Raw genomic sequence first — 22,970 nt, forward strand, 5'->3', positions numbered from 1 at the left:
TTCCCATCCGGGTGGTGCTTGTCCGCTGCGCTCCCAGCGCACCCCCCACGCTCCCTCAGGCGGAGGCTGTCGCTGAGTTGCTCGGGCGCGCGCCGCAGTGCGCGTACCACGTGGCGGTCGCGCACGACGATGGGCGTCCCGTCGTGATCGCCAATGCACCGCTGCTCGACGACGGTCGTCCGATGCCCACCCGCTACTGGCTGGTGGACGCGGACCTGCGCCGGCGGGTGTCCCAGCTCGAAGGTCGCGGCGGCGTCCGCGCGGCCGAGGAGGCTGTCGACGCTGAGTGCCTCGCGGCGACACACCGTCGCTATGCCGCCGAGCGTGACGCGCTCGTGCCTCCGCACCACCGCGGACCGCGCCCCTCTGGGGGCGTCGGCGGCACGGCGCAGGGCGTGAAGTGCTTGCATGCGCACGTGGCGTACCGGCTGGCTGGCGGCGAGGACCCCGTCGGCGACTGGGTCTTGGACGAGCTGGGCATGCAGGGATGCGGCTCGTGACCGCCGCAGCGCCGACCGGACCGGTTGCGGTGGTGGACTGCGGCACCAACTCAACCCGGCTGCTCATCGACGACGGGGAGGGACTCGGCCTGCGCATGCTGCGGATCACCCGGCTGGGGCGCGGTGTCGACGCAGGCGGTTCGCTGGCTGACGACGCGATCGGCCGCGTTGTCGGAGTGCTGGGGGAATACCGCGAGGTCATCGAGGATCGCCAGGTGAGCGCCGTCCGGGCAGTCGCCACGAGCGCGGCGCGCGACGCCGCCAATGGCGCCGAGTTCCTTCAGCGAGCAAGCGACGCGCTCGGCACCGATGTCGAGCTGCTCGACGGGGACAGCGAGGCGAACTACGCCTTCGCCGGTGCGACCACGGGCTTGGGCGGTGAGTCCGGAACTGCCGCGCTCGTGCTCGACATCGGCGGCGGCTCGACCGAGTTCGCCTACGGAATGCCCGGACCGGGCGCCCGCCCGGCGGATGCCCTGTCTGTCGACATGGGATCGGTGCGCTGGACTGAGCGTTTCCTTGCGATGGATCCGCCACGCCCCGAAGAGCTGAGTTCGGCCATCTCGGTCGCCCGCTTGCACCTCGACGACATCGACCGTGAGCACCCCGTCATCGCTCGGGGCGCACCGGCAGCGCAGCTTGTGGGCGTTGCGGGCACCATCACCACGGTCGCAGCGGTGGAGATCGGCCTCGACCCCTACGATCCCGAGGTCATCGACGGGTTCGTGCTGACGCGGGCCGCAGCAGAGGATGTCTTCCGCACGCTGGCCACCGAACGGCTCGCCGACCGCGTCCACAATCCGGGCCTGCATGTCGACCGTGCGCCCGTGATCGTGGGCGGCTGCTGCATCCTCGTTGCGGTCATGCGCCACTGGGGGATCGATGAATGCCTGGTACGCGAGCGCGACCTGCTCGATGGCATCGCGGCCGAGCTTCGTGAGGCGCAGGCCAGTCCAGCGGCCGAGCTTCGCGGAGGTGCCGATGCCGCTCGGTGAGCGTCGGCGGCGCGCCAGTACTGTGCGGGGCGTGAGTCGCCTGCGCACCGAGCGGCTTGAGCTGCGCCCGCTCGTGCCTTCGGACTTCGCCCAATGGAACGAGGTTCGCGAGCGGTGCCGTGTCTGGCTGGCGAAGTGGGAGCCCCGCCCGCCGGCGAGCGCGCCCGATCCCTCGCGTGACCCGCAGGCGTTCTCGAATCGCTGCCGGATGCGCGAGCGCGAGCGATCGCTGGGCACTGCCTTCGATTTCGGCCTCTGGCACGAGGGCTGGTTCTGCGGCGAGATCAACATCTCCCACGTGGCGCGCGGCGCGTTCCAGAGCGCCCATGTGGGCTACTGGATCGACGAACGACTTGCGGGCCGGGGCTTGGTCGCCGAAGGGCTGATGGCTGTGTTCGAGTTCGCGTTCTCTCAGGTCGGCCTGCACCGTGTCCAGATCTCGATCATGCCCCGCAACTCCGCCAGCCTGCGGGTGGTCGACAAGCTCGGGCTGCGCTCGGAAGGCACTGCGCAGGGCTACATCCAGATTGCCGGCGTCTGGGAGGACCATGTTCGCTTCGGCATCACGCTGGAGGAATGGAACGCCCGCCGCGACGAGATGGCTGCGCGACTGCATGACGCCCGCAACCACGGTGTGACTCAGTCCTCCGCGTCCGACAGCCACTCCTGACCGGGACTGCAGTCGGCAGCAATCGGGCACCAGCGGCATGGGGGTCCGGGCACCCGGCGGGGTTCGTGCCCGCCTGCTCGCAACGTGATGAGCCGGCCGATGCCGTCCACGGTCCGGCGCAACGCGCTGTCGAGCACCTCAGCGGTGATTGTCTCGTGCTCGATGCGCCCTTCAGCCACGTAGAACGAACCCACGCCGAGCGGCGGCACGCCGATCGACAGCGTCTCGACCAGCGCGTAGAAGCGCAGGTCTTCAGGATCGGTCGGCATCCTGGAACCGGTCTTGAGATCGATGATGACCTTGCCGGCTCGCTGGTTCCCCTCCGTGTCGCCGACGGGGGCAGGTGAACCCAGCGTGAGGTCGTACTTGCCGTTGAGCACGAATGCGCCGCCGCAGAGTTGCACCCGAGCCCGGACTTCCGCCGCAGGTCGCCACGAGCGCTGCATGGACGGGAACGTCTCCTCGAATCGGGTCAGCAGTCCCACGCAGTTGGCAATGAGATCGGCTCGCTCGCCTTGAGTCGCCCCAGCCAGGAAGCCTCCGAGGTTGGCGTCGTCGTCGATCAGACGCTGGACGGCCTCGTCGACCGCATCAGTCGGCGGGACGTCTCGGTGCGTCGTCAGCTCCACCGCCTTGTGCAGCACCGTGCCGCGGGCGATGGGAACCGACCATTCGAATGGAGCGTCGGTCTCGGCCAGGTAACGCGCCTCACAGCCGAACACCCCAGCCAGGTCGCGCTTGGACACCCGCATGCCGCGGCTGTCCAGCGCGCGTGCGGCGTCCACCATCGGCGTGAGCGCGTCTTCTGCCCGGTCGCGCAGATCGGCTGCGAAGCGCTGGGGATAGGACGGTCGTTGCTCGGCGGGGACGCGAATCACATCGAGCGTCGCCTGCTGCGCAGGCAGCAACCCCGGATTGTGCTCGGACACTGGGGACCATTGTGGTTCGGGCGGCGGCAGCCCCGGTGATCAGGGTCGCCGGCAGTCGCATTCGTGTCACACCCCCCTGTGATGCTCGGCACATGCCAGCAACACCCCGTACCCAACCTCCCGCAGCGCTGCGGCTGGTCGACGCGTCTCCCGCACGCAGCCGGCCGCACCGGCCTGCCGGCGCCTCGTCCCGTCCGACGGGCGGCCGCGTCCGCTCCGGGCCCGATGCCTCCGGCCAGTTCGTGCTCACCGTGCGGACGCTCGCTGCGGCGGCACGAGAGCTGGGCTTGCACGTGCCGAGCTTTCAGAGCCCGCCGCGCTCAGATCAGCTCGATCGCACCATCCAGCGCAGACCGCCTGATGACTGGGTCGTGGCCGTGCGCGTGAAGGGGCGGCCCTTCGGGGCGGTAGTCGCCGACGCCGTCGAGGGCATCGTGGTCTGCAATGAGCTGAGCGCGGGCGCAGCCGGTCCGGTTCGAGACGAGCTGTGGCGGGCTACCGAGCAGATCGCCGAGGCGATGGGTAGCGTCGCCGGCCGCAGCATCCCGCCTGCGGCAGCACCTCCAGGCCCGACAACCCGGGTTGCATCGCCAGCGCAGGCCGAGGTCCAACACGCCGCCCCGGTTGAGCCGGTCCAGCCGTTCGAGGAGGCCGCCTAGACCTCCGTTGCGTCGCCGTTCGCCGGTGGAGCGAGCATCATGGACTCCGCAAACGCACGCCGTGCTGGCTGGCCCGGGTGGCGGAACTGGCAGACGCAGAGGGCTTAAACCCCTCGGCTCCTGCGGGAGCGTGCGGGTTCGAATCCCGCCCCGGGCACGCAATATCTCCTCCCGCGCGCAGCGCCGCGAAAACGCTTTGCGCCAGCGATTTGCGTCAGCTAGGCATGGGGCGGGACGAGCGCTCAGCATCGTGTGGCTACATTTGTGGGCACAATAGGTGCGGAACGCCTGCGACGAAAGAACGTGCGATGAAATCAGTAGGAGTCCGGGAATTCCGGAATCGCGCTACCCAGTTGATCGCGTCCGGTGAGACGCTTGTCGTCGAGCGGCACGGCGAGCCCGTCGGATTCTTCGTGCCGATTGTCGCCAAAGATCGCCGTGCTGGTGCGGCGGCGCTCGACCGCTTGGGCGAGACCGTGAGAGATGTTCTCGCGAAGACGGGCCTCACCGAGGACGAATTCGTGGCGGAGTTCACCGGGGCGGAACTGGCCGGCGAGGCTGATGATGATGCGGGCGAGGCGGCGTAGTCGGTTCCCGGACCATCTCAACCAGCGAGAGTTCACCTCCGCAGCATGCGTCTCGTCATTGACACGAGCGTCTTGGTCGGCGAGTTACTACGCGAGCGGGGCCGGCAGCGCCTGGCTGATCCGCGAATCGACCTCTACCTGCCAGAACAGATGTGGCATGAGACGCTTCGTGAGATTCCCCGTCGTGCGGAGGCATTCGGTCGTCATCGAGGATTGAGTTCGAATGAAATTGACGGACTCTCGGACCGATGCCTGCATGTCATCGCCCGGAACTGCACCGTCGTCGCCGAAGCCGTTTACTCGGCATGGGAGGACCAGGCCCGCGAGCGCTCGATTCGCGATCCCAGCGATTGGCCCGTAGTTGCGTGCGCCCTGGCTCTCGACGTAGGGGTGTGGACGACGGACAAGGACTTTCTGGGCACCGGCGTGCCCACATGGACGACAGAAACACTCGATCTCTGGCTCCGGCGAACAAGTGAGGACTCATAGCACCCAGTTAGCCTGAGCCTCGGCAGACGTAACGCGGTGGCGGTCACTCGGGGGGTTGGCTCTCTCGCGAACGAAGACTCAGGCGGGCCATCTCGGTGGCGAGCTGTGGTGCATGGTCCGTCGTTGAGGCCACGGCTGCCGCGGCGAACCTCGAATCTGGATGGCTGAAGCGGCGAGTACCCCCAGATCGCGGAGGTGTGCCACTACGGGCAACTCGACTAATGTTGTTTCCTCGGTCTGGGTGACCGATACCGGCGGGACTCCTTGAGGTTCAGGAGGTCAAGCCAGTGGGCAAGATATAGAGTGCACGCGTTGGAACTACCTCAACACGTCAGCCTCACCTAGTGCTCCTGCAATCTCACCACAATCAACATAACTGACTATGGCTACTATTGAAGATACAGTCGACATTACACCATCGCCACGAGTCCTCCGAATGCTGGGGCAGATTGAATTTGCACCTTGGCAATGTCTAGCCGAGCTTATTGACAATTCGATCGACGCACTGCTTGATACACCGACGTCTGAAGATGATGATTGGCAGCCCGAGATTGACATCACTCTTCCAGCTCCGACCTCCCTAGACCTCGACAGCGAACTGCGCGTTCGCGACAACGGCCGAGGAATGACTTTTGAGGAACTCACCAACGCCGTTCGTGCCGGTTACTCGGGCAACGGACCGGTTGACAAGCTTGGTCTATTTGGTATGGGCTTCAACATAGCGACTGCGCGACTAGGGGAGTCTACCGAGATCTGGACTACGACTAGCGCAGAAGATTCTTGGACCGGGATACGAGTCAAATTTGACGAAATGGAGGAGAGCGGCACCTACGGTGTCCCTCATTTGACTCGTCCAAAAACTGACTCAGAATTGGCTACAGGTGTTCAAGGTACAGAAATCAAGATTTCGCACCTGGACGTTGACCGCGTCCGAAAGCTCACTTGGGGCAAAGGGAAGTCGAGTACCCGTGAGCGGCTTGGCAAACTGTATGGGCGCGTAATCTCTCTTCATGGCATACGACTGCACTATGACGGCGAACTTGTCGTTCCGACCCGTCATTGTGTATGGAACAAGACTCGCTCAGTCGAGACCGCGTCGTTCGGTCGCGTGTATGCACAGATTCCTATCAAGCACGATCTAACTCCCAGACGCTATTGCACGACGTGCTGGGTTTGGCTCCTTGATGGTGACCGATCTTGCCCAGCGTGCGAGCAAACATCAAGTCTCATTGAACGGCAACGCCGGATCGAAGGATGGTTGGGCATTCAGCGCTATTTTCACAAGGAGCATTATGGAATAGACCTAATCCGCAACGGACGTGTCATCGAGGAACTAGACAAGAGTTTCTTCAACTGGGTGGATCCTGACACCAACGAGGAAGAAAGAGAATATCCTCTCGATGCGGTGTTTCTGGGCGGCCGCATCGTTGGTGAGCTCGAGATTGACTTTGTTAGAGTCTCCCACCAGAAGAACGCGTTCGATAAGCTCGATCCGCAATGGTCTGAAGTCGTTAAGTTCATTCGAGGTGAATCACCGTTGCGTCCGAACATCGCTCGGGCACGAGAATTTGAGGCAAACACATCTATTCTGGCCCAGCTGTATACCGGCTACCGGTACGGTTATGCCGGTCTGAAGTATCTTGTTTCGGGTCACCGCGACGGGCGCGCTCGAAATGATCGAGAGTTTCACGAGTGGACAGTGCGCTTCAGGCGTGGCGAACCAGAGTATCAGGATGATCACAAATGGTACGAGCTTGCCCAACTGGCTGATCAGCCGGAAGAGGAGTCTGACAGCTTCGGCGACGAGGACGATGCCTTCCCGATTGCCGATACAGACTCCGACAGTCCCTCGGGTGGACAATCGACGGAATCAGAAGAACATGCAGATGACGCCAACGGTGAAAGTCGATCCGCAGAAGCAATTATTTACCATACGGACGAGAACCTGTCGGGTGTTTACAACATGCCGGATATGCCAGGCGGCCCGTCTATCTCCGTTGCGGCCCGCTCGTTTACGGGCAGCGAGAGCTCTCCACCATTGCGAGCGAAAGAATCAGGAACAACTCTGTCGTTTGACCACGATCCGAAGCATTCATTCTTTAGGGATGACCTGGAGTCACCAACGGACTGTCTGATTGGCGTTCTGGCACACCAGTTCTTGTACTTGGCTGCTGCGAGTCAAGAGCGACACCCGATTCCCATTATCGAGCGTGAGCTGCGTGAACGCTATTTTCCTGAGACGCGTACGACGCTTGCAGCGACAGCCGATGCTGCGACGGACACTCTTAGTGGCCTACGGCTGCATCTCGCAGAGCGCCTCACCGACTGCGACCCGACCGATCCTGACTCTATTGGTTCCCTTGAGCTGGCCCTAGTCCGCAGCGGTATCTTGAGCGCGTCGCTCGGCGATGAACAGGGCACCTTGAATGCGTTTCGTACCGGAGAGTTCATTCAGTACGTATCACTTGCGTTCTTGGAGTCAGCAGTCGAGCGATGGCCATCGCTGCTGTTGGACGGTGCGTTCTTTGCCGTCCCTTATGCAAATGTCTCTGACGAGCATCGATCAGAAGGTATCAGTATGGTGACTGAAGCTCTACGCGATGCTGTTTGGTTTGTTTCAGACGCGGGTATAGGGGCGCTCAATCGGGACTATCAATGGCGATTACGGATTAAGCGGGCTGATTCCTCGGTTCGGCTGCTGGAGTTCTGGCGCAGGTAATCTGCAATGCAGGATTTTCTTGGTCATGAGAGATTAGTTCACGGTCCGTGGCCAGCATTTGAGAGGGCGCTTGCTCGTTTGATTGAGCATGCCGGTTTTCGCGACATCGCGATTGTTGGCGGACCTGGAGACCTCGGTGCAGACATAGTTGGTACTCTGGATGCACAGCGATGGGTTATTCAGGCAAAGTTCAAGCGTTCTGGCGGCGTCGACTCCGATGGAATTGAAGAGGCGGTACGCGCTTCTAACTCTTATGACGCGCAGGTCTGCGTTGCGGCGACAAATCAGCGATTCACGGAGAACGCACATCGCCGAACAAGAGCATTTCGGTCGAGTGGCATCGATGCCCGGCTATGGGACAGGAAGTACCTGCTGAAGTACGCCCAGCGGCTTCCTGTGGATTCGATCGCCAGGCCAACTCTCCGGCCATATCAAAGCCGCGCTGTGGATTCGATATATGCCGCCCGAAGTAGTGAAGTCCCGTCGGCGCTATATGTCATGGCGACCGGATTGGGTAAGACGCTCGTGGCGGCAGAGATCATTCGCTTGCATCTGGACAGAGATCGGGACTCAGAGGTTCTAGTACTCGCTCATACCGTCGATCTAGTACGGCAGCTAGAACAGGCCATGTGGCGTTTCTTGGACAAGGGAACGCCGACCCACCTCTGGACCGATGGAGAGTCTCCCTCGTTCGCAGGAGGCGTGACCTTTGCAACCTGGCAGTCCATTGCAGCTCGATTGCGCATCGAAGGACTACACGGTCGATACCCATTGATTGTAGTAGACGAAGCGCATCATGCGCCGTCCCGAAAATATCGACGTCTTCTGGAAGCGCTTGAGCCCGAGTTTATGCTCGGCGCCACCGCTACACCTTGGAGGATGGATAGGCGGCTAATGAGCGATTTAGGGGGGAGTGAGGGTTTTGAGCATCAACACCTCCGACCTCTCAAACGCGAAGAGCCGCTAATGAGCGACCTCTTTGGCGATCCGATCTTTTCGATGGACATCGTTGAAGGTATGCAGGATGGTTATCTTGCGGACGTCGACTATCGTATGATGGTGGACGACATCGACTGGGACGAAGTCTATCGGCTTTCGCAGCAGGGCTATAGTATTCGCGACCTCAATGCACGTCTCATCATGCCTGAGCGTGATGAAGCCGTCGTGTCGCGATTGATATCGGCGATGCGGAGCATCGAAGAACCTAGAGTTCTCTGCTTCTGTAGGACGATTTCGCATGCTGAACATTTCACGCGCATGTTACTTGCATTTGGCATCGGCGCCCGCGTGCTGCATAGTGGCTTGTCCAGAACCGAACGCTTTCGTACGCTCTCAGGATTCCGTGTCGGAGACTTCCCAGTACTCATGGCAGTCGATGTATTGAATGAGGGCATCGATCTACCTGCGGTGAATCTGGTGGCGTTCATGAGAGTAACGCACAGCCGGCGGATCTTTGTGCAACAGCTCGGGCGAGGGTTGAGGCTTGCTCCAGGCAAGCAGAGCGTAACGATATTGGATTTTGTTGCTGACATCCGAAGAATAGCTGCTGGTCTTGTCTTGAATAGGCAGGCAGCCTTGCGTGGGAGGGAAACGGAGGTGCTTCGCTTCGGCAATGGACGTATAGTTCAGTTTGAAGGTGAGATACCCTCAGAGTTTGCTTCGGAGTTCCTTAGCGATGTGTTAGCGATCGACGACGCTGACGATAGCGCCCGGCTTGTGTTTCCAGAACTTTAGGCCGATGCGGAACGATGCGGAGTGCAGGTCCACTGCGGCTCGGGTTGGTCCGACACCAACGGCGATAGATCTCTTTGCGGGATGCGGCGGCTTGAGTTTGGGCCTCAAGCGAGCGGGATGGGATTTGCTGACTGCCGTCGAGATATCGCCGTTTGCATCGGAGTCGTATTTCAGAAATCTTTTGTCGGCGACATCTCAGGTACAACACTCGTTTGAAGTACACCGTACATTAGACGCCGCGGACCAGCTCCGACAGGGATTGCTTGTCGGCGACGCTCGAACCGTCGTTGAGCTTGAGGAGGAAACCCGTGCGATGCTGGGTGGCCGAGAACTGGGGCTTCTCGCAGGCGGACCGCCATGTCAAGGCTTTTCGCTTGCGGGCCGACGTGAGATAGACGATCCCCGAAACAGGTTAGTGTGGACCTTTCTGGATGTGGCCAGATTTACCCGGCCAAGACTTGTGCTCTTGGAGAACGTTGGCGCGATTCAGAGTCCGTTTGAGAAGGGGCAACGCTCGGCGGTTCTCGGAGAACTGGAATCGGCTCTGCGCGGAATCGCACCGGAGCTTGGGGGATATAGAATAATCAGGGCTCTCTTGCGCGGTGACCATTTCGGAGTTCCTCAGCGACGTAAGCGCGTATTCCTCATAGGTGTAAGAGGTGACCTTGCTCGATATCTCAAGATCGACGAATGGAGCTGCTGGGATTCGGAGAGCTCGTCCTTGGACTTGAACGAGAATCTATGGATACCCTCACCGTCGGAGGCCAAATCCATCGGCGCTGAGGCCGCACTGTGGGACATTGTTGGTAAGGAGTACCTACCTCTTTCTGAGGCACCAAATTCAGTCGCCCGAGAATTTGCCCGCAGAATGCGCCATGGAGACTGTGTACTAGAACCGCGTCGCAGACGCCTCGCTGGTAAGGAGCCCCCCAATCATGAGTTCAGACGGCATAGCTCCCGCACTGAAACACGCTTTCAGCTGATGAGGATATTCAGAGACGCGGGAATCCCGGCTGATCTCTTTTTTCGCGTAGGAAACGGAGACCTCGCGATTGAAGAGGAGCTACGGCCCCTTGAGGTCATACTGCCGCTGGACCTGCCCGATCGGAAGGTAAGTTCGACACGAGAATTGGCTATCATTGTTCGGTCACTCGGTACACGTAAACACACGCAACGAGCGTTGGATCCGCGGCAACCCGCACCTACGGTGACTACGTTGCCAGACGACATGGGGCACTATGGCGCAAACAGGACACTCTCTGTTCGTGAGATGGCCCGGCTACAGACGTTCCCAGACTCGTTTGTCTTTTGTGGCAAGGTAACTACCGGGGGACATTCCCGACGCGGCGAGGTTCCACAGTACAGTCAAGTAGGCAATGCAGTCCCGCCGCGATTGGCGTATGTGCTTGGAGCATTCCTATTCGGCCTCACTCAACGCTTTGACAATCAAGACGGATGATCCCGTTGCGATAGTTACATGTGGCCACAGGGCAAGACGTGCACAGCGGGTTCGAGCTAGTGCAGATCGTACGTCCAAGATCCAGTATTGCGAAGAAATAGCTACGTGGATCGCTTGCAGGGACGAGGTCCATTGCCAGATTCTGCAGCTCGTGATCGCCGCGTATATCTTGAGATCCCGGCAATGCAAACACACGGCGCAGAACTCGTGCGATGTTGACATCGATTGGTGCAACGCACTCGGTGAATAGTTGTACTGCGAGTGCCCGTGCCATGTATTCGCCTATGCCTGGCAGCTCTTCAAGTTCACCTGATGTTTGAGGCTCGCCGTGCTCAACTATTGCAGCGGCGATTAGCTTGAGCCTGGTCGATCGTTGATTCTGGAAGCCGAGTGAGGCGATTAGGGACCTTAGCTCTGAGAGTGGAATCGCCAGAATATCGGCCCAATCTGCGCAGCGACAAATTAGCTCCGAGAATACGGGCACGACTCTCATCGCCTGAGTTCGCTGCAGCAGAACTTCTGCCACCAAGAGTGTGTAGAGATCTAAGCCCGGCTGTCGCCAGGGAAATGATCCGGTGGTGTCTCTGGCCCAGTCGTCGATGGTGTCTACCAGACTTGACCTGCACATATCGCATGAACGGTCCATCGTCCCATGGCAATAGCCGGGTAGGTTCTCTAGCACCATTTTGAAATGGTATGCGTTCGAGAGTCCTAAGTCCATCGTGCTGGGCTGCGGGTCGCAAGGTTTGGCTTGATGGGTCAAGAGTTGCTGGAACAAGGGTTGTCCTGCAGCATGATCTGCTGGTTCGGCCAGATGTGGAAGCGGCTATTCGGTGGTGGTGGCCCGCAGTGAGGCGGCGGTCTCGGTGCCCGGGCCGAGCTGGCGGGCAGCGGCGTCGCAGCACTTCTCGTTCAGCACCCGGTTGAGCGGTGTCGGGATGCCGTGGCGTTCGCCGAGTTCGCAGATGCGGCCGTTGAAGTGCTCGACCTCGACGGTCGGGCGGCGGAAGTGCAGGTCCTGCCAGGTCGACGGGTAGCTGTAGAGCGACGGGTCGGAGACCTCCTGGGGTTCGCGCTGGCCCGGCCTGCGCAACCGGGCGATCCACCGGTGCAGGTCGCTGCCGTCGTCCATCACGGGTGTGATGCCGGCAGCATCGAGCACGTCGGCCGCTTCCTGCTGGATGTCGGCCATGAGGAAGCGGTTCTCCTCAGCGCAGAACCACTCTTGGACCGGCAGGTCCGCGAGCGCCGAGAAGGCGTTCGTCAGGTTCATGACGAGCTTGCCCCACTTGAGATCCACGACCCGCTCAGCGAGCGAAGCGCGCATCTCAGCGGCAACCAGATCGTCGACCACGCGTGCGCACAGGTGGTCGGATCCGGTGGGCCAGCAGCCGATGTCGGCCCGGCGCGCACCGGTATGGGTGACCACGCCGGGCTCGTCGATGCGGGCTCCGATGCGCACCATGACGCCGTAGGCGCGCATGCCCTGTTCGCTCAGCCATTCCTCGTTGGTGACGCTGTTCTGGAAGCAGAACAGCGGCACCCCGTCGTAGAGCTCCCGGTGCTGTTCGATCGCCTCGAAGGTGTGCTGGGTCTTCATGGTCAGCAGCACCACGGTGTTCTCATCGAGCGCCAAGTCGTGGGCCCCGCGCGCAGCTGGCAGCCTGAAATGGCCCTCCGTGCGCCCCGAGATGCGCAGGCCGTCTTGCTGGAGAGACTCGAGGTGCGCGCCGCGAGCGATGAGCGCCACCCGGCGACCTGCCTGGGTCAGTCGAGCGCCCAGCACGCAGCCGATCGCGCCGGCACCATGCACGATGTAGTTCAGCCGAGCACCGCCCTTGGCCGGATCGCGTTCTGAGGAGCCGTCTGCTTTCACGGCGGTACATCGTGCCAGATGTGTCGGCGACCGGTCAGGTCGTGTCGAGCGATCCCAGAGCAGCGCTACCGTGCTGCCATGCGCGAGTGGAACACCGATGTGCCGAACCTGATGGAGGCCGAGTTCTGGACGCAGCCTGCCGACGTGATCGACTCGGTGATCGCCCGGCACCATGCAGAAGCGCCGCTGGACTGGTTCGAGGAACCCGCGTACGACGGCCTGATCCCCGTGGCGCCCGGCTACTGGTGCGTCACCCGGCACGCCGACGTTGCGGCGATCTCGCGCAACACGGAGGTCTTCAGCTCAGCGGCGGGCATCACCATGCTGGATGCGCCGCCCGAATTCCTCGAGTTCTTCAGCTCCATGATCGCCATGGACGACCCGCGCCACGCCCGGCTGCGACGCCTCGTGGCCAAGGGCTTCACGCCGAGGATGCTGGCCGACCTCGACGGCAGCGTTCAGGCCGCGGCGGCCGACATCGTGGACTCGGTCTGCGAGAAGGGCAGCTGCGACTTCGTGACGGAGGTCGCTGCCGCGCTGCCGCTCAAGATCGTGTGCGACCTGATGGGCATCCCCGGGTCGGAATACGACGGCGTGTTCGAGGCCACCAACATCATCTTGGGCATCGGAGATCCCGAGTATCAGCCCGAAGGCGTCGACTTCGTGACGGCGCTGCTCGGCGCGGGCGCCCAACTCGCCGAGCTGATGAAGGAAGTCGCCGAGGCGAAGCGCGGCGGCGACGGCAAGGACCTCACCAGCGTGCTGGTCAACGCCGAGCTGCCCGACGACCGGTTGAGCGACTCAGACCTCGCCAGCTTCTTCGTGCTGCTGGTGGTGGCCGGCAACGAGACCACCCGCAACGCCATCTCCTGGGGGCTCAAGTACCTCACCGATCATCCCGACCAGCGAGCCATCTGGGCCGCGGACTTCGAGGGCGTGGCGCCCACGGCAATCGAGGAGATCGTGCGGCTGTCCAGCCCGGTCGGCTACATGCGCCGGACGCTCACCCGCGACTTCGACTTCGAAGGCCGTGAGATGAAAGAGGGCGAGAAGATAGCGATGTTCTACGTGGCAGCGAATCGCGACCCGGCAGTATTCGACGACCCGTTCAAGTTCAACGTGCTGCGCGACCCGAACCCGCAATACGGCTTCGGCGGCCCCGGTCCGCACTACTGCCTGGGAGCACACCTGGCACGGCGGGAGATGTCGGTGATGTACCGCGAGCTGTTCAACCGGCTGCCCGACATCGTCGCGGTCAACGAGCCCGACACGCTCCAAGCCGCATTCATCCACGGTGTCAAGCACCTCGACGTCGAGTTCACGCCGACTGCACCGCTCGCCGCCTGATCCTTCCCCGCCCGCTGCTGGGACCTCTTCGCCCGGCCGCCCCGTAGCGTTGGGGTCATGAACCAACCGCAGATCGCGCCTGCGACCGGGAAGCTGGGCGTGCTCACGCCCGGCATGGGAGCTGTGGCCACCACGTTCATCGCCGGGGTGCTGGCAGCGCGTGCCGGACTGGCAGAACCGATCGGGTCGGTCAGCCAGCTGGCCCACATCCGGCTCGGCGGCCGGGCGGAGGGACGCAATCCGCTCATCCGCGACTTCGTGCCGTTGGCCTCGCTCGACGACCTGGTATTCGGCGGCTGGGATCCGATCACGCCCAATGCGCTCGAGGGCGCCCGCACCGCGGGAGTGCTGGAAGACCGTGACCTCGGCGTGATCTCCCGCGAGCTGGAGGGCATCGTCGCGATGGACGCCGTGTTCGACAGCCGCTGGGTGAGCCGGCTCGAAGGCACCCGTACCAAGCCCCCGATGGGCAAGCTCGAAGCTGCCCAGGCGCTGATGGAGGACATCGAGCGCTTCCGGGCCGAGAACGAGTGCGAGCGGCTGGTGATGGTGTGGTGCGGCTCCACCGAGGCGTACCAGGAGCCGTCAGGCGTTCATGCCAGCGTCGCGGCATTCGAAGCCGGATTGGCGGCCGACGACGACAACATCTCGCCCAGCCAGATCTACGCGTACGCAGCGTTGATGAGCGATGTGCCCTTCGCCAACGGCGCGCCGAACCTGTCCGTCGACATACCGGCCATGACCGAGCTGGCTGTGCGCCGCGGCGTGCCGATCGCGGGCAAGGACTTCAAGACCGGCCAGACACTGATGAAGACGCTGGTGGCGCCCGGCCTGAAGGCACGGATGCTGGGCCTGCGCGGCTGGTACTCCACCAACATCCTGGGCAATCGCGACGGCGAGGTGCTGGACGACCCCGAGAACTTCAAGACCAAAGAGACGTCGAAGCTCGGCGTGCTCGGCACGATCCTGCAGCCCGAGACCTATCCCGAGCTCTACAGCGAGATCGACCACGTGGTGCGCATCAACTACTACCCGCCCCGCGGCGACAACAAAGAGGGCTGGGACAACATTGACATCTTCGGCTGGCTCGGCTACCCGATGCAGATCAAGATCGACTTCCTGTGCCGCGATTCCATCCTGGCGGCGCCCATCGTGCTCGACCTGGCGCTGTTCTTGGACCTCGCCCAGCGTGCCGGCCAGGGCGGCGTGCAGGAGTGGTTGTCGTTCTACCTCAAGGCGCCCCAGTCGGCCGATCCCGCCGGTCCCGAGCACGACCTGTTCATCCAGCAGACCAAGCTGAAGAACACCCTGCGGGAGTGGATGGGCGAAGAACCCGTCACCCACTCCGAGGCCGGCTGAACGCATCGCCTCGACGTCCCCAACTGTTCACGCGTTGTTTGCTCTCTCCGCGCCTGCGGTGAAGGGATCGCACCGTAATTTCGGGATTGTCTCAGGGAGTGTTCAGGATCAATCCAAAGGCTGAATTGCCCGAACTTCCCCCTCCTGAAAGGAGTGACGGCATGACTGAGACAGGAACCTCAGCACCGATTGGAGGACCCGCTGCCAACCGGCATTTCAGACGGTTGGGGGTGGCGCTGGCGGCGGCCATCACGGCGACCGTCATCGCTCTCTCACTGGGTGTCGGCAGCGCTGCGGCCCATCACGAGGAAGGTCCCAGGGATCACCACGACGAGGTCATCAGCGTTCACCACGAGGACTGAGGCCTCCAGCAGCACCCGAAGCGGGCCGGTTCCCCCGACGGCCCGCTTCGGCGCGTCCGGAACCTGCGCCGGGTACGCATTCTCATTTCGCTCTCACGCTGCATTCAGGGACCCTTCAGGTTCATTCGCCATCGTCTGGGTCGTTGCACACAGCCCGGAGAAAGGACTGGCGATATGACCGAATCCGGCGAGACCGACGAGCCCACCGAGGCACCGAGGCGCAAGCCAGGGCGCAGCCGACTGTTGGCGCTGCTGGCTGCACTGCTGCTGGCAGCGACTGCGGTTCTTGCGTTCAGTGCCGGCAGCGCGAGCGCGCAGACCCAGAACGACAACGGCAACGCCGACCAGCAGCAAGCTGACGACGATGCAGACGACTCCGGGGGCACTTGCGACAGGCACGGCGCACACCGGGGCGGCGGCCACTGGCGGGCCGGAGCGAGTGACACGCTGACCGGGGTGCTTGGCATCGACGCCGAGGCCCTGCGCGCCAAGCTCAAGGACGGCTCGACGCTCGCCGACATCGCTACTGAGCAAGGCGTCGCGGTGTCCGACGTAATCGAGGCACTCGTGACAGCGGTCACCGACAGGGCGGCCGAGCACGACCGTGAGATCGATGTCGACGCCGTGACCGAGCGAATCACCGCATGGGTCAACGGCGAGAAGCCCGAGCAGGCCGAAGGCTGGTCCGGCGAGGGTCGTCGGCACGGCGGCAAGCGCTTCGGCGGCAAAGGCCTCGGCGGCCATAGCCACGGCAGTAATGCAGGAGCATGGCCAACCTCGACTTAGAACCAGTCTGCGCTTGGCGTCGCAGACTCACGAAGCGGGCCGGTTCCCTCTCCGCCGGCCCGCTTCGGCGCGCGGTGGCAGTTTGTACGTCTGCGGAACGGCTATGCGACGGTGAAGGTGGCGATGCGTGTCCAGCGATCGGGGTCGTCGGGGTCGGCGCCGCCGTAGATGGGGCGCAACTCGAAATCCAGCCCGCTGATCTGCCCGGCCGACTGGCGTTGGCCCAGCCAGTCGCCGAAGCCGACCTCGTCGAAGTGCGCCGAGTTGATGCCCAGGCTGCAGCGGGCACCGGGTCTCGCCACCCGCAACAACTCGGTGACGGACTCGGGGCCGAGATGGCCGTGGGTGAACGCTCCCGCGCTCACGATGCCGGCATAGGTGTCGCTGTCAAGATCGAGCCGGCTGGTGAGATCAGCCTCGAAGAGCTGCCGGTAGGTCGAGCGCCCTTCGTGGGTCTTGGCGGCGGCCTTGGCCAGCATCTCCGGCGAGATATCGATGCCGTCGATCACCGGCACACCCAGCCGTGCCAGCTCGGCACCGACGACGCCCGTCCCGCAACCGACGTCGAGCACTGGCTTATCGAGTCGGTCGAGGGTGTCCTCACCGCGGACGAACGCAGCCGCCACGTGCTGGTGATACTCGTACTTGTTCTCGGCCAGAAAGACCGACTCGTAGGTCTCCGCCCACGAGGCATACAGCTTGCGGTTGTCCTCGGGACCGTCGACGGCGTACGCGTCGTCGAGCCCGATGCCTGTCGTTTCCGATTCCGCCGCGGTGTGCTCGGTCATCGCTGCGCGACCCTAGTGAGCCCAGCGCATCGCTCTCAGATGAGCAGCGGGTCGGTCATCACCTCCACCAAGGCAGGACCCGGGTGCGCCAAAGCATCGCGGAGCGAGGTGTCGAGCGCGTTGGACGCAGTCACTTGGCGGCCCATCGCTCCGCACAGCTCTGCGAACTCGGCGAAGCCCGGGTTGTGCAGCGAGGTCTGCCAGACGTCGAACTCGGCTGCACGCTGCTCTTTGGAGATCTTGCCCAGCTCGCCGTTGTTGAGCAGCACGTGGGTGATGTCCATCCCGTACTTGACGGCCGTGGTCAGCTCCATGGCGTACTGGCCGAAGCCGCCGTCACCCGACACCGAGACCACCGGACGGCCGGCCCATTGAGGGCCCGGTGCGTGCTGGGTCGCCGCCCAGCAGCCCATCGCCGCGGGGAACGCGAAGCCGATCGACCCCAGGTACCCCGACATCAGCACGGTCTGCCCGCACGGCTCGAAGTAGCGGCCGAAGGAATAGGCGTGGTTGCCGACATCCACCGGCATGACGGCATCAGCCGGCACGAGGCGGCTCAGCGCCTCGAACACCTCCGCCGCGTTCATGCCGCTGCCACGGTCATCTGCCCGCCGGCGCTGCTTCTCAGCGCGCCAGATGTCCCAACGCGCTGCGACCTCCGCTGCAGACGTCCCTGCGTTACCCCTGCTTGGGAGCGCCCCGGCCAGCGCACGGGCCGCCACACCTACATCGGCCAGCATCGGAACGGTCACCGCATGGAAACGGCCCAGCGCCATCGGATCGAAGTCCACCTGCACGATCGGCTTGTACGACGCTATGCCCGTGTGGTTGGCGAACGACACGCCGAACGTCAGCAGCGCGTCGGACTCGTTCATGAACCAGCTGGCGATCGGGGTGCCCGAGCGGCCGAGCACGCCGCATGCCAACCGGTGCTGGTCGGCGATGAGCCCCTTGCCCTTGAACGTGGTGGCCACCGGCGCATCGATGGCTTCGGCCAGCGCCACGATGTCGGAGATGCCGCTGCGGGCACCGTGGCCCACGATGATCATCGGCCGCGTCGAGCCCGACAGCACCTCTGCCGCCGCCTCGAGCGCGCCGACGGCAGGCGACACGCCACGATCGCCCGTGCGTCCCTGCGGCGAACCGGCCGGTCGCTCGGCAGCAGGCGCCGGTACGACCTGCACCTCGTCAGGCAGCACGAGGTGCGCCACGTCGCGCTCCACCAAGGCGGTCTTGCAGGCCAGGTTCATCAGCTCGGCTGCGTTCGATCCCGCTTGGACCGTCGCCGAGTAGCGCGACACGTCGGCGAACGCCGCCGAGAGGTCCGTGTCCTGGAAGGCACCCCGTCCCCGCACACTCGAGGGCACCTGGCCCGACAGGGCCAGCACCGGCGCCCGATCCATCTTGGCGTCGTACAGCCCGGTGAGCAGGTTGGTGCTGCCCGGTCCGGCGATGGCGAAGCACGCCGCCAGGTCGCCGGTGAGCTTGCCGTAGGCGGTGGCGGCGAACGCGGCGGCGCCTTCGTGGCGCACCCCGATGAACTGCAGATCACCCCGAACCTCGGCCGCACGCAGCGCATCGGCGAACCCCAGGTTGGAATGGCCCACCATGCCGAACACCCACGCCACCCCCCAAGCCGTCATCGTCTCGACGAGCTGGTCCGACACCGTGCGGGGCCGTTCGGCCGTCGCTGGCAGCGCCACATAGACGCCGTCCGGCCGGATCTCGGTACGGAAGGCGGGCGGTGCATCGTCAAAGGGCGGGGGCGGCGTGCCGTCGAGCGGCGAATAGTCGTAGCCGTGCCACGGACAGCGCAGCCAACCCCCTTCGATGCTGCCCTCACCGAGGGGACCGCCCTGGTGCGGGCAGGCATTGGCCAGACAGCCGAACCCCGCCTCGGTCCGGGTGACGCACAGGCTCTCGTGACCGACCGTCACGGTGGTGACCCGTCCCACGTCCAGCTCGTCAACCCCCAGCAGCCGATGCCAGGCGAACTTGCCGGAAGGCAGCGCCGGTACCACGGAGCTCGGCGTCGGATCTGGGGATGTATCGCTCATCGCTCACCCCTGTTCAACTCGCGCTCATCGTCGCACACTGCGCCCGGGGTCCCGTGGTCGCGACGCGGCGCCGGACAGTGCCGCGCGGCTCTAGCGTTCTGCGGGTGCTGCATCTCGTGCGACACGCTTCGGCCGGCGACCGGCACTCCTGGCGAGGCGATGACGACGCTCGGCCGCTGGATGCGGTAGGTCACGCCCAAGCCGAGGCCATCGCCTCAGCGCTCGCCGCCGCCCCAGTCCGCCGCATCCTGTCGAGTCCCAGCGTCCGCTGTACCCAGACGATCGAACCGCTTGCAACCAAGCTGGGACTCGACATCGAGATCAGCGCCGAGCTAGCCGAAGGCGCAGACGGATGGCGGACCGAAGCCCTCCTCGAACGCCTGTGCGGCGAAGCGGGCGACAGCGTGCTGTGCAGCCACGGCGACGTCATACCCGAGGTGCTGTGGCGCCTGTCGTACCGCGGCGTCGAAGTGAGCCCGACACGCTGCAAGAAGGCGTCCATCTGGGAACTCCACGTGCTCGATGGCGCAGTCAGCCATGGCATCTACCGATCCCCTCGTAGTCTCGGCGCCCGGCTGGAGGATCTGATATGAGGACCAACCGGCACTACTACCTCGAGTCGTACGAGCAGATCTCGCTGGCGCCGTACCGGATCAGCCGATCGCCCTTCGCTCATCGGTACACGACCGATCAGACCATCCACGCGGTGTACTGCAACCGGCTGTACGCGGTGAAGTCGTCACCGGATGAGAGTCCCATCGAGGGTTACTGGAAGCTGCGCCGCGGCGTCATGCTCTATGACGTTCCCGAGAAGCCGCTGGAGATCGTCGGGCCCGACGCGGCGCTCCTGCTCGAGCGGGTGCTGGCGTGCAGAGTCGCCGATCTCGGCATCGGCCGCTGCCGTTACGGCCTCGCATGCAACGACGACGGAACGATCCTGATGGACGGCGTCGTGATGCGCTTGGGCCCCGACCGTTTCTGGTACGTCATCGCCAACGGCGAGTTCTTGAGCTGGCTGCGGGCACACGCCATCGGACTCGATGTCAGCGTCAACGACCCCCATTCTCGGGTGCTGCAGATACAGGGCCCCACGTCGCTCGAGGTGCTCGACGCGGCCATCGGCGGCGGCCTGCCGGCCGACTTCAAGTACTTCCGTGCCGGCTTCTTCGACGTGTGCGGGCAGACACTGTGGGTGTCGCGGACCGGGTGGACCGGCGAGGTGGGCATCGAGATCTACTGCAATAGCGGACCGGTGCCCACCGATCACGACGCCCTGTGGGACGGCCTGTTCGCGTGCGGCGAGCCGTTCGGCATGGAGTTCAGCACTGCATCGTCGATGGGGATACGGCGCATCGAGTCGGGCATCCTCGACAACGGCACCGACATCGAGCCAGGACTGACGCCCTACGGCGCCGGTCTCGGCCAGTTCGTCCGGCTCGACAAGGACGACTTTGTAGGCAAGACAGCGCTGTGCGAAGCCGACCGCATCCAGCTGCTGTTCGGTCTGATCTGCCCTACCGCGATGCCGGAGCCCCAGATGGGCGTCAGCTACGCCGATCAGCACGTCGGCCACGTGACGATCGGCACCTGGTCGCCCACGCTCGATGTCGGCGTCGGCTACGTGCGATTCGACGAGCCGCTCGCGGGTGACGACTGGCTCACAAAGACCGTTGCGCTGCGTGACTACGAGGGCACACAGCACGCGGCCACCGTGGACACCCTGCCGTTCGTCGACAAAGAGAAGCAGTTGCCGCGCGTCGCCTGGCAAGGCCCGGGCACAGGCGCGGGGTGATGCTGACGCTCGACGCGGCGGCGGTACGAGAGGCCACGCCGTGGAACGAGCTGATTGAGTCCATCGCAGAACTGCTCGCCGGCGGCACCGCCAACGTTCCCCAGCGAGAGATACACGATGTCGGGCTGCCAGGCGGCGGCGCCGGCTCGCTGCTGGTCATGCCCGCATGGCTGGATGCCGAACTGCTGGGTGTGAAGGCGGTCACGTACTTCCCCTCCAACGCGGGCACGGACCTGCCCACCATCAGCGCCGGCTTCCTGCTGTTCGACGGCAGGACCGGGCAGCTGTGCGCCACCCTCGACGGCGACGAGCTCACGCTGCGACGCACGGCGGCCGTCTCGGCGCTGGCCGCCGACCGCTTGGCGCGCCCCGACGCCAGCGGGTTGCTGGTTGTCGGCACCGGCAAGCTGGCGCCCAACCTGGCGCTCGCCCACGCCGCCGTCCGTGAGTTCGAGGTGATCGAGGTGTGGGGCCGCACGCCGGGCAATGCCGCCGCGACGGCTCGCCGGTTGGTCAGCGAAGGCTTGCCTGCACGACCCGTCGAAGCACTGGACGCCGCCATCGGGCGAGCCGACATCGTGACGTGTGCCACCGGTGCGACCAGCCCGCTCGTGAGTGGCGAGCTGCTCGGGCCCGGCACCCACCTGGATCTGGTGGGGAGCTTTCGCGCTGACATGCGCGAGGCCGACGACGCAGCGGTGCTGGCCGCCACGCTGTTCGTGGACACGCTGGAGGGAGCAGTGCTGGCCGGCGATCTGGCCCAGCCGCTCGCCTCCGGAGTGATCTCGGGCTCCAACATCGCCGCCGACTTGGCGTCGCTGGTCACCGGCAGCCACCCCGGCCGGACCTCGGACGCCGAGATCACCCTGTTCAAGTCCGTCGGTTTCGCGCTGAGCGACCTCGCAGCAGCCAGACTCGTGCATCGCCGCCTCTCGTGATCGGCCGTAACGGCGGCCGCCGCTTCGGCTGGGGCCTCGCGGCGCTCGGCATGCTGCTGGTGTCCACCGACTCGCTGTGGGTGCGCGTCTCAGGAGCCGACGCGCTGAACATCGCCTTCATCGTGGGCGTGCTGTCACTGCTGCTCTACGGCGTCATGGCCCTGCGCCAGGCAGCGGCCTCGTGGGCGTCGCTGCGCGCCGATACCTGGCCGCTGCTGGCGATCGGCGTCCTCGGAGCGATAAGTCAGCTCACCTTCATCTCGGCGATCACCCACACCGAGGTGCCCAACGTGGTGGCGATCGTGGCCTCCGCGCCGGTGCTGGCCGCGGCGTTCGCGTGGGTGGCCCTGCGCGAGCGGACATCGCCTCGTGTCGCCGCGGGCATCGCCCTCACTGTGGTGGGCATCGGCATGGTGGTGTCGACGTCGATTGGTTCGCCCAACCTCTGGGGCGACTTCCTGGCTCTCATCGCGGTGATCTGCTTCGCCGCCAGCACCGTCATCTGGCGCCGCCATCGCGACATGAGCCGTCTCATGGGACTTGCCTTGGCGGCGTTGCTCGTGGTTCTCCCCACCGCCTTCGTGGCCGATCCCGGAGGGCTCGACGCCCCAGCCTGGTTAGCCATCTTGGCCATGGGCCTGGTCTGCAACCCGCTCGGCCGCCTGTCCTACAGCAACGCTCCGAGGTACGCGCCGGCCAGCGAGGTAGCGCTCTTCGCTCCGGTGGAAACCGTGGCCGGCATCGTGTGGGCAGCGCTGTTCTTGGGGGAGTACCCGGCGATCGTCACTCTGGCAGGCGCGGTCGTGGTGATCTTTGGGATGCTCTATGCCACGGTGCTGGACCGCCGCGGAGCGGTGGCGTTCGGCAGCGACTGAACGCTGCTGATCCGCGAGGACCCCCCGACCGCCCGGGTCTTCGCCCCGC

General features: G+C 64.3%; 22 protein-coding genes and 1 tRNA gene. 18 read left to right on the top strand and 5 right to left on the bottom strand.

Features of this window, described 5'->3' with window-relative positions; genetic code table 11:
* The first annotated feature begins 110 nt into the window (after positions 1–110).
* Genes ACOGW9_RS13920 through ACOGW9_RS13930 form a run of 3 tightly spaced genes read left to right on the top strand, consistent with a single transcriptional unit; the run spans position 111 to position 2,165 of the window.
* Entirely contained in the window at positions 111–500 is a 390-nt protein-coding gene (locus ACOGW9_RS13920; RefSeq protein ID WP_419912244.1) for a DUF501 domain-containing protein, read from the top strand.
* Entirely contained in the window at positions 497–1,495 is a 999-nt protein-coding gene (locus ACOGW9_RS13925) for an exopolyphosphatase (protein WP_419912246.1), read from the top strand. The genes ACOGW9_RS13920 and ACOGW9_RS13925 overlap by 4 nt, the downstream gene beginning before the upstream one ends.
* Positions 1,496–1,526: 31 nt before the next feature.
* On the top strand, positions 1,527–2,165 hold the full coding sequence (locus ACOGW9_RS13930; RefSeq protein ID WP_419912248.1) for a GNAT family N-acetyltransferase: 639 nt from the start codon (positions 1,527–1,529) through the stop codon (positions 2,163–2,165).
* Here ACOGW9_RS13930 and ACOGW9_RS13935 read toward each other — a convergent pair.
* Entirely contained in the window at positions 2,135–3,094 is a 960-nt protein-coding gene (locus ACOGW9_RS13935) for a PD-(D/E)XK nuclease family protein (protein ID WP_419912250.1), read from the bottom strand. The genes ACOGW9_RS13930 and ACOGW9_RS13935 overlap by 31 nt on opposite strands.
* 92 nt (positions 3,095–3,186) lie before the next feature.
* Between ACOGW9_RS13935 and ACOGW9_RS13940 the strand changes: the two genes are divergently transcribed.
* The 7 genes from ACOGW9_RS13940 (at position 3,187) to ACOGW9_RS13970 (ending at position 10,741) form a co-directional block, all read left to right on the top strand.
* Complete coding sequence (locus ACOGW9_RS13940) at positions 3,187–3,753, top strand: hypothetical protein (RefSeq protein WP_419912252.1); 567 nt, start codon at positions 3,187–3,189, stop codon at positions 3,751–3,753.
* Between the two features lie 71 nt (positions 3,754–3,824).
* Positions 3,825–3,910 (top strand) — tRNA-Leu (locus tag ACOGW9_RS13945).
* Positions 3,911–4,061: 151 nt separating this feature from the next.
* On the top strand, positions 4,062–4,340 hold the full coding sequence (locus ACOGW9_RS13950) for a type II toxin-antitoxin system Phd/YefM family antitoxin (RefSeq protein ID WP_419912254.1): 279 nt from the start codon (positions 4,062–4,064) through the stop codon (positions 4,338–4,340).
* A 45-nt stretch (positions 4,341–4,385) separates the two neighbouring features.
* Positions 4,386–4,829, top strand: a complete 444-nt coding sequence (locus ACOGW9_RS13955) for a PIN domain-containing protein (RefSeq protein ID WP_419912256.1) — start codon at positions 4,386–4,388, stop codon at positions 4,827–4,829.
* Positions 4,830–5,265: 436 nt separating this feature from the next.
* A complete protein-coding gene (locus ACOGW9_RS13960; protein WP_419912258.1) occupies positions 5,266–7,548 on the top strand; it encodes an ATP-binding protein in 2,283 nt (760 codons plus the stop codon).
* Positions 7,549–7,554: 6 nt separating this feature from the next.
* Positions 7,555–9,282: a DEAD/DEAH box helicase family protein gene (locus ACOGW9_RS13965; RefSeq protein ID WP_419912260.1), complete on the top strand. Its 1,728-nt coding sequence runs from the start codon at positions 7,555–7,557 to the stop codon at positions 9,280–9,282.
* Positions 9,283–9,286: 4 nt separating this feature from the next.
* The gene (locus ACOGW9_RS13970; protein WP_419912262.1) at positions 9,287–10,741 is read left to right on the top strand and encodes a DNA cytosine methyltransferase; all 1,455 of its coding nucleotides are present in this window, start codon (positions 9,287–9,289) and stop codon (positions 10,739–10,741) included.
* Here the strand turns inward: ACOGW9_RS13970 and ACOGW9_RS13975 are convergent.
* Positions 10,710–11,267, bottom strand: coding sequence for an endonuclease III domain-containing protein (locus ACOGW9_RS13975; RefSeq protein ID WP_419912264.1), 558 nt, complete (start codon positions 11,265–11,267; stop codon positions 10,710–10,712). The two genes, ACOGW9_RS13970 and ACOGW9_RS13975, sit on opposite strands and share 32 nt — an antisense overlap.
* A gap of 300 nt (positions 11,268–11,567) precedes the next feature.
* Positions 11,568–12,617, bottom strand: a complete 1,050-nt coding sequence (locus ACOGW9_RS13980; protein ID WP_419912267.1) for a ketopantoate reductase family protein — start codon at positions 12,615–12,617, stop codon at positions 11,568–11,570.
* A gap of 78 nt (positions 12,618–12,695) precedes the next feature.
* Between ACOGW9_RS13980 and ACOGW9_RS13985 the strand changes: the two genes are divergently transcribed.
* The 4 genes from ACOGW9_RS13985 (at position 12,696) to ACOGW9_RS14000 (ending at position 16,471) form a co-directional block, all read left to right on the top strand.
* Entirely contained in the window at positions 12,696–13,964 is a 1,269-nt protein-coding gene (locus ACOGW9_RS13985) for a cytochrome P450 (protein WP_419912269.1), read from the top strand.
* Positions 13,965–14,021: 57 nt separating this feature from the next.
* A complete protein-coding gene (locus ACOGW9_RS13990) occupies positions 14,022–15,323 on the top strand; it encodes an inositol-3-phosphate synthase (RefSeq protein WP_419912271.1) in 1,302 nt (433 codons plus the stop codon).
* Between the two features lie 161 nt (positions 15,324–15,484).
* Positions 15,485–15,685, top strand: coding sequence for a hypothetical protein (locus ACOGW9_RS13995; protein WP_419912273.1), 201 nt, complete (start codon positions 15,485–15,487; stop codon positions 15,683–15,685).
* Positions 15,686–15,859: 174 nt separating this feature from the next.
* Positions 15,860–16,471 carry a hypothetical protein gene (locus ACOGW9_RS14000; protein ID WP_419912275.1) on the top strand — a complete coding sequence of 204 codons (612 nt, stop codon included), beginning with the start codon at positions 15,860–15,862 and terminating at the stop codon, positions 16,469–16,471.
* Between the two features lie 101 nt (positions 16,472–16,572).
* On the opposite strand, the gene ACOGW9_RS14005 is transcribed toward ACOGW9_RS14000, so the two are convergent.
* A complete protein-coding gene (locus tag ACOGW9_RS14005; protein WP_419912277.1) occupies positions 16,573–17,259 on the bottom strand; it encodes a class I SAM-dependent DNA methyltransferase in 687 nt (228 codons plus the stop codon).
* Between the two features lie 35 nt (positions 17,260–17,294).
* Complete coding sequence (locus tag ACOGW9_RS14010; protein WP_419912279.1) at positions 17,295–19,316, bottom strand: thiamine pyrophosphate-binding protein; 2,022 nt, start codon at positions 19,314–19,316, stop codon at positions 17,295–17,297.
* A 104-nt stretch (positions 19,317–19,420) separates the two neighbouring features.
* On the opposite strand from ACOGW9_RS14010, the gene ACOGW9_RS14015 reads away from it, so the two are divergent.
* The 4 genes from ACOGW9_RS14015 to ACOGW9_RS14030 are packed head-to-tail and all read left to right on the top strand — an operon-like array spanning position 19,421 to position 22,921.
* A complete protein-coding gene (locus ACOGW9_RS14015; RefSeq protein WP_419912281.1) occupies positions 19,421–19,909 on the top strand; it encodes a SixA phosphatase family protein in 489 nt (162 codons plus the stop codon).
* Positions 19,906–21,108: an aminomethyltransferase family protein gene (locus ACOGW9_RS14020; protein ID WP_419912283.1), complete on the top strand. Its 1,203-nt coding sequence runs from the start codon at positions 19,906–19,908 to the stop codon at positions 21,106–21,108. Before ACOGW9_RS14015 ends, ACOGW9_RS14020 begins: the two co-directional genes overlap by 4 nt.
* Positions 21,108–22,046 (top strand): ornithine cyclodeaminase family protein, encoded by a 939-nt coding sequence (locus tag ACOGW9_RS14025; RefSeq protein ID WP_419912285.1) that lies wholly within the window; start codon positions 21,108–21,110, stop codon positions 22,044–22,046. The genes ACOGW9_RS14020 and ACOGW9_RS14025 overlap by 1 nt, the downstream gene beginning before the upstream one ends.
* On the top strand, positions 22,043–22,921 hold the full coding sequence (locus ACOGW9_RS14030; RefSeq protein WP_419912287.1) for a DMT family transporter: 879 nt from the start codon (positions 22,043–22,045) through the stop codon (positions 22,919–22,921). The genes ACOGW9_RS14025 and ACOGW9_RS14030 overlap by 4 nt, the downstream gene beginning before the upstream one ends.
* Positions 22,922–22,970 lie beyond the last annotated feature (49 nt).

Source organism: Candidatus Poriferisodalis sp., assembly GCF_965203655.1.
Taxonomy (GTDB): domain Bacteria; phylum Actinomycetota; class Acidimicrobiia; order Acidimicrobiales; family Poriferisodalaceae; genus Poriferisodalis.

Coding starts and splice junctions, on each gene's coding strand:
- ACOGW9_RS13940 (WP_419912252.1), top strand. CDS start 3,187: ATGCCAGCAACACCCCGTACCCAACCTCCCGCAGCGCTGCGGCTGGTC.
- ACOGW9_RS13950 (WP_419912254.1), top strand. CDS start 4,062: ATGAAATCAGTAGGAGTCCGGGAATTCCGGAATCGCGCTACCCAGTTG.
- ACOGW9_RS13955 (WP_419912256.1), top strand. CDS start 4,386: ATGCGTCTCGTCATTGACACGAGCGTCTTGGTCGGCGAGTTACTACGC.
- ACOGW9_RS13960 (WP_419912258.1), top strand. CDS start 5,266: ATGCTGGGGCAGATTGAATTTGCACCTTGGCAATGTCTAGCCGAGCTT.
- ACOGW9_RS13965 (WP_419912260.1), top strand. CDS start 7,555: ATGCAGGATTTTCTTGGTCATGAGAGATTAGTTCACGGTCCGTGGCCA.
- ACOGW9_RS13970 (WP_419912262.1), top strand. CDS start 9,287: ATGCGGAACGATGCGGAGTGCAGGTCCACTGCGGCTCGGGTTGGTCCG.
- ACOGW9_RS13985 (WP_419912269.1), top strand. CDS start 12,696: ATGCGCGAGTGGAACACCGATGTGCCGAACCTGATGGAGGCCGAGTTC.
- ACOGW9_RS13990 (WP_419912271.1), top strand. CDS start 14,022: ATGAACCAACCGCAGATCGCGCCTGCGACCGGGAAGCTGGGCGTGCTC.
- ACOGW9_RS13995 (WP_419912273.1), top strand. CDS start 15,485: ATGACTGAGACAGGAACCTCAGCACCGATTGGAGGACCCGCTGCCAAC.
- ACOGW9_RS14000 (WP_419912275.1), top strand. CDS start 15,860: ATGACCGAATCCGGCGAGACCGACGAGCCCACCGAGGCACCGAGGCGC.
- ACOGW9_RS14005 (WP_419912277.1), bottom strand. CDS start 17,259: ATGACCGAGCACACCGCGGCGGAATCGGAAACGACAGGCATCGGGCTC.
- ACOGW9_RS14010 (WP_419912279.1), bottom strand. CDS start 19,316: ATGAGCGATACATCCCCAGATCCGACGCCGAGCTCCGTGGTACCGGCG.
- ACOGW9_RS14020 (WP_419912283.1), top strand. CDS start 19,906: ATGAGGACCAACCGGCACTACTACCTCGAGTCGTACGAGCAGATCTCG.
- ACOGW9_RS14025 (WP_419912285.1), top strand. CDS start 21,108: ATGCTGACGCTCGACGCGGCGGCGGTACGAGAGGCCACGCCGTGGAAC.